This window comes from Acinetobacter brisouii, from assembly GCF_008993995.1.
Lineage (GTDB): Bacteria > Pseudomonadota > Gammaproteobacteria > Pseudomonadales > Moraxellaceae > Acinetobacter > Acinetobacter brisouii_A.
Genome location: NZ_BKNN01000032.1, coordinates 1 through 14834 on the forward strand (window position 1 = coordinate 1; position 14834 = coordinate 14834).

The following is a 14834-nucleotide window of genomic DNA, read 5'->3' on the forward strand; positions in this document are numbered from 1 at the left end:
ACCATTTTTAAGAATAATGGACGAGGAATTCCAACAAGTCGTTTAAATTCCCCATCATTAAATCTAGTTAAATTTTCATATTTCATGGGACTAGTATAAACAATTTTTTACTTTCGCAAGAGGTCTAATATTAATTGAGCGATTGAGAAAAATCTTGTCTCATTTCTTCTTTACTTGGCACATATGGATAACGTGCAATTAAAGTTTTACCATCTGAACCTAATCGTATGATTTTTTGTTCAGAAGCAATCCGAATAAAAACCAATTCTTGTGCTTTTTGCCCTAATTTCTCTCTTTCTAAAATGACTATCCGATCATTTCTTTTTAATACATTAAATTCTGCAAATTCCTTCTTTGCTCGATCAAATAACAAATTTAAATCAGAAATTTTGCTATTTTTATCTTCTATATTCTCTTCAGAGAAATCTTTTCGCATCTCTGCGCCACTTGGAATGTATGGATATGATGCAACTAGAAAACGCTCTTTATGCTCAACTCGTTTAGGCGAGTTTTTATTTAACCTAACAAATACTAATTCTCTAAATTCACCTCTAATATCAGTCTCACAAATCAAGATTTGTCCATGTCTTTCAATAATATTGTATTCTGAAAACTCTTTTTGAACCTCTATTCTTAAGCTTTGTAAATTAAAAGATTTTCTTATTTTTAGTTGAGTTTTAGGTTTATTAGACAATCTTTTTATCAGAACAAAAATCAACCACACAAGTGCTATTACTAATATCCAATTCTCAATGATTGCCACTCTATCCCAACGAATAGTGGCTCCATGATTCAGATTATCTATGATTCTAAAAATTACGATCCCAAGAATTACACAAATAATTGTTGTTTTATCTATATACATAAATTTCTACCAATCAATACTCACTCGCCTGAATCAATTGCCGCGTATATTCAGTTTGGGGTTGCGAAAATAATTGTTCTGTTGGCTGCAATTCCACCACTTTTGCATGATGTAGCACAAGTACTTGCTGACACAACGCCCGAACCACTTGTAAATCATGACTAATAAACAAATAACTCATCTGTAACTTGTGCTGCACATCACGCAATAGTTTCACAATGGCTTTTTGTGTGGTGCGATCCAGTGCTGACGTAGGTTCATCTAAAATTAATAATTTCGGCTGTAACACCAGTGCCCGTGCCAAAGCCACACGCTGACGCTGACCTCCAGAAAGCTGATGCGGATAACGTAATTTAAAACTGACAGGTAATTCGACTTGCTGTAATGCCTGTTCAATCCTCTGCTGCATGTCTATTTCAGACATATTGAACACACTCAGACCTTCAGCAATCAGTTGTGCAACGTTCATGCGAGGATTCAAGCTGCTATACGGATCTTGAAACACCATTTGAAAATTACGGCGTAATGGACGCAACAAGCTTTCATTGCAACGATTCAGGTCTTGCCCCAACAGTACAATTTCCCCATCACTTGCAACTAAACGTGCAATCGCCAGCGCCAACGAGGTTTTACCTGAACCACTCTCGCCCACAATCCCGATTGACTCACCTTCTGCCAAAGACAAATCTAAAGGTTCAACTGCAACCACATAATCTTTGATTCGATTCAATAAACCTTGCTTAATCGGGAAACGTACGCCTAACTGTTTTAATTCAAGCAGAAGTGAACTGTTTGGCGCTAGCAAAGCCTGACCAAAATCATGATCCAGTAATTCTCGGGTATATGCAGTCTGTGGAGATTCAAATATTTGCTGTACAGAACCTGTTTCCTCAATCTTGCCTTGATTCAGCACCACAATGTCATCGGCATAACGACGCACTAAGCCCAAATCATGACTGATTAAAATCATCGCCATTTGACGTTTGCTTTGGAGCTGTTTCAGTAGTTGTAACACTTGCGCCTGCAATAAAACATCAAGTGCCGTGGTCGGCTCATCAGCAATTAAAATTTCAGGCTCTAAAGCCAGTGCCATGGCAATCATCACCCGTTGCCTTTGCCCACCTGAAAGTTCATGTGGATAGCGTTTGAGTTTTTGTTTAGGCTCAGGCATGCCGACATCGACCAGTAATTCAATCACACGCTGCCGAACTTGCTGTTTAGACAAACCCTGTAACAGCAGACTTTCACCAATTAATTTTTCAACCCGATGCAAGGGGTTCAAAGCCGTCATCGGTTCCTGAAAAATCATGGCAACTTGATGTCCACGCAGCGCACGCAATTGTATCTGTGACATCTGCAAAACATTTTGCCCATGCAACTGAATCTGTCCTGTCACCTGCAAATGATGCGGCAACAAGCCCAAAATCGCCAAGCTGCTGATCGATTTTCCTGAACCACTTTCGCCTACCAAAGCAACCGTCTGTCCTGCATGCAGGGTTAAATGAAAATCTTGCAACAACGGTTGTTGCTGAGAATTTAAAATCGACAGGTGTTCAATCTGAAGAATTGGAGATTTAGTTACGTCTTGGGTCAAATGCATCACGCGCTGCCTCGCCAATATAAATCAGTAACGATAAAACCAATGCCAGACTGACAAAACCTGAAAGCGCAAGCCACGGCGCATTCAAATTATTTTTCCCCTGTAGCAATAACTCTCCGAGGGATGCCGCATCGGGCGGTAAGCCATAACCTAAAAAATCCAGTGCAGTCAGTGCGGTAATATTCGCAGTCAACATAAATGGAAGCTGTGACAAACTTGAACTGAGAGCATTAGGCAAAATGTGCCATAAAATAATTCGACCATCTCGCACACCCAAAGCACGTGCAGCACGGACATAATCGAGATGTCGTGCGCGTAAAAATTCAGCCCGCACCAAGCCCACCAAGGTTGGCCAGCCAAAAATCAGCATGATCAGGAATAACCAGTACACGTTCGGGGTAAACATACTCACCAAGATCATCACCATGAACAGCATCGGCAAGCCACCCCAGACTTCTAAAATGCGCTGCCCAAATAAATCCACCCAGCCACCGTAATAGCCTTGAATCGCCCCGACCAAAATACCAATCAACGCAGAAAAGAACGTCAATGCAAACCCAAACAGCAAAGACACCCGCAGACCATAGAGCACTCGGGCAAATACATCACGCCCCTGATCATCGGTTCCCAACCAGTTTTCTGTGGTTGGTGGTGACGGCACAGGTACAGCCAATTCCAAGTTCGGCGTTTGATAGGAATAATGCACAATCGGCCAGATTTGCCAGCCCTGTGCATCAATCATGTGCTGGACAGCGGGATCACGATAATCCGCTTCGGTTTCAAATACCCCACCAAAGGTGGTTTCAGGGTAGCTTTTGATTACAGGAAAATAAAAATGCTGCTGATAACGCACCAACAGCGGTTTATCATTGGCAATCAGCTCGACTGCACTAGATAAAACAAAAATAATCAGAAAGACAATCAGACAAAAAAAGCCAAGTCGATTGTGTTTAAAGCGTTGAATGCCTTGTTGCAACATCGGTGACATGATTACATCCCCCGAGCATCAAAATTAATTCGAGGGTCAATCACTTGATACAGCACATCACTCATCAAACGCAGCACCAAACCAAGCAAGGTAAATACAAATAAGGTTCCAAAAATCACAGGATAATCACGCTGGCTAATTGCTTCAAAACCCAACAGACCAATGCCATCGAGATTAAAAATAATTTCGATAAAAAAGTTCCCGACAAAAAACATGCCGACCAAAGCTTCAGGCAAACCTGCAATCACAATCAACATCGCATTCCGAAAAATATGCCCGTACAGCACCCGATTTTCACTCAGCCCCTTGGCCTGTGCTGCCAAGACATACTGTTTCCCCATTTCTTCCATAAAGGAATATTTGGTGAGATAGGTCAGACTGGCAAAACCACCGAGTACCATGGTCAATAACGGTAAAGCCATATGCCAGAAATAATCGCGAATCTTGCCAAGAAAGCTCAGTTGGGCAAAGTTATCGGAGACCAAGCCCTGTAGTGGAAACCATTGCCAATAGCTACCACCTGCAAAAAATACAATCAGTAAAATCGCAAATACAAAGGTCGGCACAGCATAACCCACCGCGAGCAATAGCGATGTGGTTTTATCGAACAACATGCCATGCCGTTTGGCTTTTTGTATGCCTAAGGGAATCGAGATCAGATAAATCAGCAAGGTGCTCCATAACCCCAAAGAAACTGTGACAGGCATACGCTCCCACAATAGCGTCGTCACGGGTTTATCTTTAAAAAAACTCGTTCCAAAATCAAAACTGGCATAACCTTTGAGCATTTTAAAGAAACGGATATAGGCAGGCTGATCAAAACCATATTGTGCCTTAATCTGCTCCACCATTTCAGGGCTTAAACCGCGTGCCCCTTGATAATGGGTATCGGCATTGGCAAGGGTTTCTGCGCCAGCAACCGTTTTATTGACTCCCTGAAAACTTTCAGCTTGTTGAATGGCTTGCTCAACAGGCCCACCCGGGGCAATCTGAATCACCACAAAATTGATCAGCAAAATACAAAATAATGTCGGAATAATCAGTAATAACCGCTTTAAAATATAGGTTCCCATCTGCACTCCTTATTGTTTTAGTGCTGACGCAAATAGTGGGCGATCTTTTGGGTTTGCTTCGGGTCAGCCCACCAATAATCAATTCCCGCAGAGAGTTGTGGCTTAACGCTTGGCTGGCGATACATATTCCAGTAGGCGTACCAGTTTTCACCTTTACCATAGGTCAAAATCTGATAATAACCTGCGCGCAACAAGCGATCGAGTACATGCGTATACAGCACCAATTGCGGACGATTAGGCGCTTGTACCAAATGTTGAATCGTTGCATCAATCGCAGGATTTTGAATACCTGAATAATTATAATTCCCAACCTGATCGGCTGCGGCACTGCCCCACATTTGGAATTGTTCATTGCCTGGCGTCAAACCTTGCGGAATGCCCCCTGTGGTCAGGTCATAATCATAACGGCGCATCCGCTCCAAATACTGTGGCACATCCACCTGACGAATACTCACGCTAATGCCTAATTTTTTGAGATTCCTCACAAAAGGCATCAAGGTACGTTGTAAACCATCCTGATGAATCAAAAACTCAAGACGAATCGGTCGACCTTTTAAATCCAATAATTGCTGATTTTGAAAGCGATAGCCTGCTTTGAGGAGTAACTGTCGTGCTATCAGTAAATTATTACGGTTAAAACCACTGGCATCTGAAACTGAATATTTCCAGTTTGTCAGCACACCTTGACGCATCACGGGATCAAGCTTAGGCAACCACGGCTTTAAAATGGCCAGTTCTGCCGCGCTTGGTCGCCCTGTCGCGGCCAGTTCACTGTTGGCAAAATAACTTTGTAAGCGTTGATATTGCCCATAAAACAAGGCTTTATTTTGCCATTCAAAATCATACGCATAGGTGAGAGCCTGACGAAAGCGAATGTCATTGAGCGGCGTACGTCGCGTATTGAACATGAAACTTTGTGCCGTAATCGGGTTATGGTGCTGAAAACGGTATTTCACCACCAAGCCAGCTTTAACAGCAGGAAAGTTATATTGTGTCACCCATTTACGTGCTGTAAATTCTTCATGCAAGGTGTATTGCCCTGACTTAAAGCCTTCAAAAGCAATATCCAGATTACGGTAGTAAATGTACTTGAGCTGATTAAAATTATAGCGTCCACGATTCACCGCTAAGTCTTTAGCCCAGTAATTGGGATTACGCTGATAGGTAATGCTTCGACCTGGATCAATCCGAGCAATGGTATAAGGCCCTGACCCTAAAATTGGATCTAAACTAACTCGGGTAAAGTCTTTATGCTTCCAGTCCATTTGTGAATAAATCGGTAGACTAGCCAGAATTGAAGGCATTTCAGGATTATTTTTAGATTTAAAGGTACACTTCACCTGATATTTGGATAGCACTTCGGTTTTTTCCAAATCTGCCAAATACATTTGCAAACCGGGATTAGATTTGGTCTGGAAGGTGTCAAAACTGTATTTCACATCTTGAGCCGTGACAGGCTGACCATTGCTAAAACGAGCTTTGGGATTCAGCTGAAAAATCACAAACTGGGTATGCTTAGGGTCAAAGGTCACTTTTTCAGCCAAAAGCGGATACATCACCCCAGGTTCATCCAGTGAACTCGACATTAAACTATCAAATAGATAGTTCACACCATCGGTTTCACTGCCCTTACCATTCATGCTATTTAAATTATCAAATGTGCCATTGCTTGGACGAATCAGATAACCGCCTTTGGGTGCATTCGGATTGGCATAAGGCATATTGGACGCATGGCTATATAAGGGCTGTGTCCGAATAGCAATATAGTTTGTCGTCTGTAGCTGAGCCTGCAAATTTGAACTTAATAAAAGTAACAGACTTCCCCAATAGGCAAATTTCACGCAATTTCAACCTTTATTTTAATGACAACATCACGATTTTAATCATACGCATAAAAAATCCCTCAACTGAGGGATTTTTTCAAAAATGCTTTATGAATTTGGCACTTTTAAAGTTGAACCTAAACGCAGCGAAGCATTTGGTTCTAGGTCGTTCATTTGTGCCAGTTGCTTCACATCCATATTGTATTTATTGGCAATACGAATCAGTGAATCACCCGATTTCACTTTATACGTTGTCGTCAACTTAGGGACGACAATCGTTTGACCACGACGCAAGCCTGCTTTTGCACTCATATCATTCATGTCAGCCAAATCTTTCGTGCTTAAACCATAACGACTAGCAATGGCATTCAAAGACTCACCTGATTTTACTGCATAACTTTCAGTATTGTTCGAATGGCTTGATTTGGTTTTGAACGTATCCGCACTGGCTGCTTTACTCTCTACTTTTTTAGGAAGATCACCAGTTAACTGGAGTTGCTGTCCTGCATGCACTTTACCACCACTTAAATTATTTAAATCGCTTAAATAACTCATTTGTAAATGATATTTTTTAGCAATACTGGCTAAGGTATCCCCTTTTTTCACCGTATAGCGACTTGGCGTATTCTGGCTATCTTCCGATTTATCTGCAATATCACCAACTAGACGCAGCTTTTGCCCTGCATGGAGTTTACTTGTACTGGATAAATCATTGAGTTCTGCCAAATATCGGCTTTGCAAATTAAACTTTTTCGCAACACTGGCAACACTATCACCCGCTTTTGCAATATAGCTGTCTGGTGTCGTAGCAACTACAGGCTGCTCATCATCACTTAAATTGATCCGTTGTCCAGGATGAATACTTGGCGCTTTACCCAACTTGTTGATTTCAATTAAACGATCTTGTGAAATATTATATTTCACAGAGAGAGAAGCAATCGATTCACCACGTTTAACAACATGATATTCAGGAGTTTTCGTGCTCACTGTAGATGTAACTGTGACCGCTTTGATTGAACCCACAGGAACCTTTAAAACCTGACCAACAAAAATTGGAGCATCCAATTTAATTTGATTCAGCTCAGCCAAATCACTCACCGACATTTTGGCTTTCGTTGCAATAATACCGAGTGTTTCACCACTTTGTACTTTATAACTATCTGTTTTTACAGCTTTACTATCTGTGGTTACTGTTGGTTGGTCAATTTCAGATGTAGCCATCTCATGCAAAGGAACATTAATCTTTTGTCCAGCCATCAATGCACTACTGCTATTCAAATTTGGCGTTAAATCTGCCAGTTCTTGCACTGATAAACCATAGCGATCTGCAATCACCTTGAGATATTCACCACGCTTCACACTATAAACTTTTGTTTTAACTTTCGTAGCTTTATTACGTGAAGCTGTTGTATCAACTGTTTTCTTTTCTACTGGCTGCTTAAGAATTAACTTCTGACCCACCATTAAATTACCCGATACAGACAGGTTATTCCAATCCGCTAAATCTTTCAGGCTAATATCAAACTGATCAGCAATTGCAGATAAACTGTCATTGGCTTTTACGATATAAGTATCAGGGTGCGTTGTTTTCGCTGTTGTATTTGTGCTTGGTTGTGGTGGTTTTGCATCATATAAATATAATACTGTCCCAACAAATAATGGCGCTTCTGGGTCAATCTGGTTCCATTTGGCAATATCTCGCCAAGATACCCCATTTTTCATGGCAATGATTGCTAAGGTATCGCCCGCAACGACCTTATAGTTACTTTTCTTACCTGTTGGTGCAACCACGACAACATCTGTGTCCGTCTTAACAACATTTTTGCCTTGATTACGTTTCGCATCATCTGAATCAGGAGACACTGTATCTACGACCTGTTTCGGATAAGCAAAGCTCTTGCTGACTTCCTTACCTTGCTTTTCTGCAACCGATAAACTGGTCTGAATAGCCGTCAGTTTAATTTTACCATCGTAAGGATCGACAATTTCGGTACCTGCAGGCGCAATCGCTTTGATTTCATCAACCACTTGCTGTTTTTCAGTCTTGTTTGCTTCTGGCTGTAACACTTTAGCAACTGTTTGACTCTTTTGGTCTTCAGCCTTAATTTCTGCCTGAATCTGTGCTTTTTCTTGTGTTGAAATCGGTGGTTCTGTCGAAATTGGCGTTTTGACATTACTCGCTGTTGTGACTGCCACAGGAATACGTGGCGCACTTGGAACATCGGCATTGCTTGCAAAGATTGCAAGATCACCTGCATTTTGTGGAGTTTGTTTACGTTGAGAATTCGCGACAGTGGTGGTCGGTTGGCGTGTTGTCACTGAAGCCATATTCCGACTCGGTTGACTAATTGCTGCAGCACTACCAATGGTCTGAATAACAGGCGGTGCTGAATGAACAGGCGTTAAAACCTGATCATTATTCACAGGTTTAGTCGTTGTATTACTGGCCCAGAAACCACCTGAACCTGTGCTTGATTTTAATGCCAATAAGCGCTTATCCACCACAGGGCTAATATCAGATGGAATCAAAATACGTCCAGGACTTGCAGGATCAATGGCATCTCCTCGATATCCTGGATTGAGCGCGTATAGTTCCGCTCGAGTTAAACCAACTGTATTGGCAATATCACTCAAAGATACACCCGATGCCACCTGCACTTCTCTAAAGTGAGGACGGTTAGCAATCGGTGGTAAATTGACACCATAGGCACGTGGATTTTTGACAATTTGTGCCACAGCCAAGAAACGAGGAACATAGTTCATGGTTTCTTGTGGCAATTTCAATGACCAATAATCCGTTGGCAAACCCAGTGCCTGATTGCGGTTAATTGCCTGTTGTACACGACCTGGCCCCGCATTATAAGCAGCCAGTGCCAACTCCCAAGAACCAAATTGATTATATAAGCTTCCTAAAAACTCATAAGCCGCACGAGTCGACTCAACCACATCACGACGCGCATCATAGGTACCGCTTTGCTGTAAACCGTAAATACGTCCTGTACTTGGAATAAACTGCCATAAACCTGCGGCAGATGCGGAACTGGTCGCAGCAGGGTCATACGAGCTTTCAATCACAGGTAACAATGCCAACTCTGTTGGCATACCACGGCGCTCAGCCTCTTTAACCGTATGATATAAATAACGACTGGCACGCGCACTCATGCGATCTAAGTAAGGCTGACGTGATACAAACCAACTCCTCTGCGCCTCAATTCTTGGATCCCAATGGCTTTCATCCATTTTGAAACCCACAGTCATACGTTTCCAGACATCACCATGTTTTAAGACTTGTAGGCGATCTCCTTCCACTGCGCTCATATCTGTTGCAGAAAGCAAATCTTCTAGGGAGTCTAAAGAATCAGCATCGAGATAGTCAGAACCGACTTGTTTGGATTTGCCTGGCTGTGTTGTTGTGGTGGCAGAGCTACATCCTGTGCTCAATGCGATTGCTGCAAGTGTAGAACTTAAAAGAGAAAGTTTAACAAATTGCGGTGCAGAAATTTGCCACAATGCTGTGGTAGGTTTAAACATATACGGTTCCAAACAAAATCGCGAGACTTGCAATATTCACATTGCCATTTTATGTAAGCATGTTGATCGCACAAGGCTTTATGCTACGCTGATCTTCATATAAATGTTACAAGAAATTAAAAAATGCTCAGCCATTACTGAATATGACTATTTTGCGGGTTAGAATACTGTACTTTTACACTTTACTGAGTTTGGGTTTTGTATCATGTCAGACACAATCACACTTTACGTCGACGGCGCCTGCCGTGGTAATCCCGGTTTAGGTGGTTGGGGGGCATATATTCTCACAGAAAATGCCAAACACGAACTTTGTGGCGGAGAACCCAACACCACCAATAATCGCATGGAGCTGACTGCTGCCATTGAAGGGATTTTATTTTGCCCACACACAGCCAAGCTGATTATTTGGACTGACTCTAACTATGTCAAACAAGGCATTACCGAATGGATTCATGGCTGGAAAAAGAAAGACTGGAAAGGAGTCAAAAATCCAGATTTATGGCAAAAACTAGATCAAGTTTGCCAAGGTCGTGAAATTGAGTGGAACTGGATTAAAGGACATGCTGGACATGCTGGCAATGAAAAAGCAGATCAACTGGCCAATCGTGGTGCAGATCAAATACAGGCGCAACTTAAAAATTCTCCTATGCAAGATATAAAAAAGCCCCAAGCAAAGAGCAGTGACTGGCTGCTCGATGACCCCTTCGGTTTAGATTTCGATGCAGATGATGAACAGACAGATAGCATTGAGAACATAGAAAGTGAATCTGAAAAGCCAGCGCCAAATTCTGCGCCTTCTTCAGTACATCCACAGATTAAAATTACGCCTGCTACACTGGAACAGCATGGACAAAGACAACTGATTCTCGATACAGAAACCACTGGTTTTTATTATCAGGACGGCGATCGAATCATTGAAGTTGGTGCGATTGAGATGATCAATCGTAAACTGACAGGCAGTTCAATTCATATTTATATCAACCCTGAAAAACCTGTAGGTGATTCGGTACAAGTCCACGGTATCACCGATGAGTTTTTAACAGATAAGCCGAAATATGCCGAAATTGCACAAGTGCTGTTTGACTATCTCAAAGGTGGGGAAATTATTGCACATAATGCAAGCTTCGATATGAACTTCCTCAATATGGAGTTCCAACGTGTTGGACTCGGTGCTTTATCTGATGTCTGTAGCGTCATCGACACCCTTGCTCTGGCAAAAAGTAAACACCCTGGTCAAAAAAATTCTTTAGACGCCTTAGTGCGACGTTATGAAATCCCTGCACGAGACCGTACTTTCCACGGTGCATTACTTGATGCCGAGATTTTATCAGATGTTTATTTAGCCATGACAGGTGGGCAAGTCAGTTTTGACATGGATGCCCTATCACAAAATGATCAACAAAATGATACCTCTATTCGTCGGGTACAATTCGATGTTACGCTTCCTGTGATTTTACCTTCCGCGGAAGAAAATGAAGCACATGAGAACTGGGTCAAACAATATCAGGAAAAAAATGGGGAACCCTGTTTGTTTGCCAAATAAATTACAGTTTTCATGAAGGGAAGCTCTTTTACCGCCACTGATTTTAGTTATATTATTGTAAATAGCATCAGTGGCTTAAATTCTCACTGCGACAAGACACAGCATAATTAAAGGACAGGTGCAGATTTATGTCTTACCAAACCTCGATTCATTTTGATCCAACCGCGTTATTAATTATAAAAAATGAGGTTGACAATTCAATTAAACTTGTTGAGTCTGCGGTCGCAACATTGGTTGAAGAGCAGCAACTCCCGTTTGGAATTGATGATGCGTTGTTACAGCTTGAACAATGTTCGCAAATTTTATTGCTGATCGATCAACCTGATATTGCCAAAATTGCTCAATATAGTGCTGAACTCATGCGTAAAATCATGAGCAATCCACAACAGATTATTACCAGTGATATTCAGCATCTCAGCGAAGGGATTACCACATTAAAGTGTTATATCGAATTTAGCTGTGTAAAAGAACTGAACATTCCTCAATTTCTGCTACAAAGTCTCAATCAACTTGAAATCTCACTCAATAAACCATTGACGCGTGAAGGTAACCAAGTTGAACAACTTCTACAGACTTCATCTGCTCAATTTAATCTACATCCACAGCCTGCTTTAGAAAAAAGTGAGCATATCCACCGATTATATAAACTGTGTTTATTTAAATTGATTCAACAAAAAATTCAAAGAATTGATTTTGAAGGATTTAAACTTGTAGGTGCTTATATCGCAGGTTTATCTGAAAAAACGCAGAGTGAACTCTACTGGAATTTAGTTTCTATTGTCTTTGAGCATCTTCAAAACAGCCTAGTTACTGAGCCTCGTTTACGCATTTTAATTAATCTTGAAACACAAATGGCGGCGTTTTTAAAACAACCATTGAGTTTCAGTGCATCACTTGAAGATCTCTCTGATATTTTATCGCTATGTATTACTCAAGATAACCATCACTCAGACTATTTACGTCAACAGCTCAATGTTGGTGATGAAATTTTGTCTGATTCAGAGCTCTATCTCTATCGTAAACAGCTCTTTGGCCCAGATCAGGAAACCATTCAAACCGTTTGTGATCTATTAAGCGATGACATTACGATCTTGCGTAAAGATATCGAATTTAATTACACGACTTTTACTGAAGAACGTACCTCAGAAATCAAGCAGCAATTGGTCAATGTCTGCCATACGCTGACTGTTTTGAACCAATCTGATATTAGTCAGCAACTTGCTGATCAGCTCAAACAGCTCAATAGCGCTCAAGATTTCCAAAACGAGCAGTTTACTCAGGCACTCATGAATAGTTTATTGACAGCGTTAAATGACTTAGGTTTACTGATTCGTCAATACCGTTCAAATCTGCTGCAATATCCAGTCAACAATGCCAATATTGCACTTGATCGCCTCGATAATGCCTACAAAGTCTTGGTACATGAACTTAAAGCTTTGGTTGATCTTTCAAGTCAAAGCATGATTGCTTATGCGCAGTCCCATGAAAATACACTGCTTGAAAATCTTGCGAGCCAATTTAGAGAAATTGCAGGCGCAGTTTTATTCTTATTGCAGTATGATCCTCTTTATCAAGCATTTATCAATTGTGCTGAGTTTATTGAAGAACAGGTTGAAGCAAATAAAGCGCTCGAAACCACAGAGATTCAACGTATTTTGGATGTCTGTGCCAGTGCGGATATGTTGATTGAAACATTACATCAACATCATCCAATCATGTATCGGATGTTTGATGTTGCCTTTCATAGTAGCCAAAAATTAAAAAGTGTAGCCTAATGTCAAAATTATCACTTGCATATATCTTTCAAAACCAACAGTTGTTAGTCGACCAAAATCTACAGCTTCCAAAAGTTGAGAAATTGGCAAGTGATTTAATATTTCGCTCGGGTGATCAAGTGATTGCCCGAGATTTAAAAGAAGATGAGACGATTCCTGAAGGTTTACAACTTATTCCAATTCGTCAGTTGATTACCCAGTGGTCAACACATGAATTTGAACAGGCAAGCCGTGCCATGCAACTGCTTGAATGGCGCAGAAATCATCGTTTCTGTAGCCACTGTGGCGAAAAAACCCATGCGCATGCAACTGAATACTGTATGGTCTGCCCTGCTTGTGGTTATCATCAATACCCACGTATTCAACCGTGTGTCATCACTATTATTACCAAAGGCGCTGACCAACTTCTACTCGCGAAATCAGTTCGCCAAAAGACCATGTACGGTTTAATTGCAGGTTTTGTTGAGGTCGGTGAGACCTTAGAGCAAGCTGTTGCCCGCGAGACTTTGGAAGAAGTGGGCGTAACAGTCAAAAATGTCCGTTACTTATCGAGTCAGCCTTGGCCATTTCCAAGTAACCTCATGTTGGCCTTTCATGCCGAATATGACAGTGGCGAAATTCAACTCCAAGAAGAAGAAATTCAGGATGCTCAATTTTTCCATTTTGAGGAGCTTCCTGAGATTCCACATGAAGGCAGTATTGCTCACCGTATGATTATGCATATTACCCAAGGGCAAGCACTTTAATTAGTTTGGTGGGAAGAGTTGGTTCAGTTGCTTTAAGATCACCGCTTTGGTCTGAAAATAGCGACTAAACCAGCTTGATAATGTGGCAATAATCGTGATATGTCCCGTCCGTGGAATCACAAAAACCTCACTATGATTGCCGACTTCATTTAAACGGCGATGCATGTCATAAGTATTATAATCACTCACCAAATTATCAGCCTCAGCCAATAATAAAATGTGGCGAATTGAGTTTGGTTCCACAAAATAGTATGGCATTACCTCTTGATAAGGGACTTGGATATTAAAGGCAGGTTCTGCATACTGATCACCTTTATAATCAAAATGATATGGTCCTGCTATTCCAACGACAGCACGAATCCCTGATCGACAAGCCAAATCATAAGGTTGTGGTGAATACAACGCAGACATCACATTAAAACTGCCTGCTGAGTGACCGATTAACACTAAGTTATTTGTTGAAATTTTCAGATCAGTCTGCTGTTCATGCAAATAATTAAGTGCCAAAATCAAATCATCAATATAACTTGGAAAAATGTATTCAGGCGCGAGATGATAATTTAAGATCACCACATCAAAGCCTTCTTTAGTAAAGCTTTCTGCCAAAAAAACATAATCTTCTTTACTGCCATGCGCCCAAGAACCACCATGCACAAAAACCACGAGGGGGCGACTTGATCTCGGAGATTTACTCCGATAAACATCCAAGCGCTGGCGCGCTTTTAACCCATACGCTACATGGGAATTCAATTCAAAACTTTTACGTGATGTGCAACGATTCAGCGTTTGACTGGCAATATCATAAAAACGAAAATCAGCCAGTTTTTGCTTACTCTGGCTGATGATACGTTGCAATATTTCATGGGGTTGAGTATTACGAAACATAAATC

Annotated in this window: 10 protein-coding genes and 1 pseudogene; 3 read left to right on the forward strand and 8 right to left on the reverse strand. The window is 41.3% G+C overall.

The annotated features are described in order from the left end of the window. The 7 genes and pseudogenes from GBN19_RS15930 to GBN19_RS09105 form a co-directional block, all read right to left on the reverse strand. Nucleotides 1-86, reverse strand: a pseudogene (locus GBN19_RS15930) (IS5/IS1182 family transposase); the annotation flags it as partial. A 44-nt stretch (nt 87-130) separates the two neighbouring features. Further along, nucleotides 131-865 (reverse strand): hypothetical protein, encoded by a 735-nt coding sequence (locus GBN19_RS09080; RefSeq protein ID WP_151777911.1) that lies wholly within the window; start codon nt 863-865, stop codon nt 131-133. A 13-nt stretch (nt 866-878) separates the two neighbouring features. Next, a complete protein-coding gene (locus GBN19_RS09085; RefSeq protein WP_151777912.1) occupies nt 879-2465 on the reverse strand; it encodes an ABC transporter ATP-binding protein in 1587 nt (528 codons plus the stop codon). Further along, nucleotides 2440-3453 (reverse strand): ABC transporter permease, encoded by a 1014-nt coding sequence (locus tag GBN19_RS09090; RefSeq protein ID WP_151777913.1) that lies wholly within the window; start codon nt 3451-3453, stop codon nt 2440-2442. Before GBN19_RS09090 ends, GBN19_RS09085 begins: the two co-directional genes overlap by 26 nt. Nucleotides 3454-3455: 2 nt before the next feature. Then, nucleotides 3456-4526 (reverse strand): microcin C ABC transporter permease YejB, encoded by a 1071-nt coding sequence (locus GBN19_RS09095; protein ID WP_151777914.1) that lies wholly within the window; start codon nt 4524-4526, stop codon nt 3456-3458. 17 nt (nt 4527-4543) lie between these two features. Next, the gene (locus GBN19_RS09100) at nt 4544-6367 is read right to left on the reverse strand and encodes an extracellular solute-binding protein (protein ID WP_151777915.1); all 1824 of its coding nucleotides are present in this window, start codon (nt 6365-6367) and stop codon (nt 4544-4546) included. A 90-nt stretch (nt 6368-6457) separates the two neighbouring features. Further along, the gene (locus GBN19_RS09105) at nt 6458-9880 is read right to left on the reverse strand and encodes a lytic transglycosylase (protein ID WP_151777916.1); all 3423 of its coding nucleotides are present in this window, start codon (nt 9878-9880) and stop codon (nt 6458-6460) included. Nucleotides 9881-10085: 205 nt separating this feature from the next. On the opposite strand from GBN19_RS09105, the gene dnaQ reads away from it, so the two are divergent. The 3 genes from dnaQ to nudC all read left to right on the forward strand — a co-directional run bounded on the left by dnaQ (nt 10086) and on the right by nudC (nt 13944). After that, on the forward strand, nt 10086-11423 hold the full coding sequence (dnaQ, locus tag GBN19_RS09110; protein ID WP_151777917.1) for a DNA polymerase III subunit epsilon: 1338 nt from the start codon (nt 10086-10088) through the stop codon (nt 11421-11423). A 128-nt stretch (nt 11424-11551) separates the two neighbouring features. After that, nucleotides 11552-13198 (forward strand): chemotaxis protein, encoded by a 1647-nt coding sequence (locus GBN19_RS09115; RefSeq protein WP_151777918.1) that lies wholly within the window; start codon nt 11552-11554, stop codon nt 13196-13198. Then, the gene (gene nudC, locus GBN19_RS09120; protein WP_151777919.1) at nt 13198-13944 is read left to right on the forward strand and encodes an NAD(+) diphosphatase; all 747 of its coding nucleotides are present in this window, start codon (nt 13198-13200) and stop codon (nt 13942-13944) included. The genes GBN19_RS09115 and nudC overlap by 1 nt, the downstream gene beginning before the upstream one ends. Here the strand turns inward: nudC and GBN19_RS09125 are convergent, their stop codons facing one another. Then, complete coding sequence (locus GBN19_RS09125) at nt 13945-14829, reverse strand: alpha/beta hydrolase (RefSeq protein WP_151777920.1); 885 nt, start codon at nt 14827-14829, stop codon at nt 13945-13947. It abuts the gene before it with no gap. Nucleotides 14830-14834: the final 5 nt, after the last annotated feature.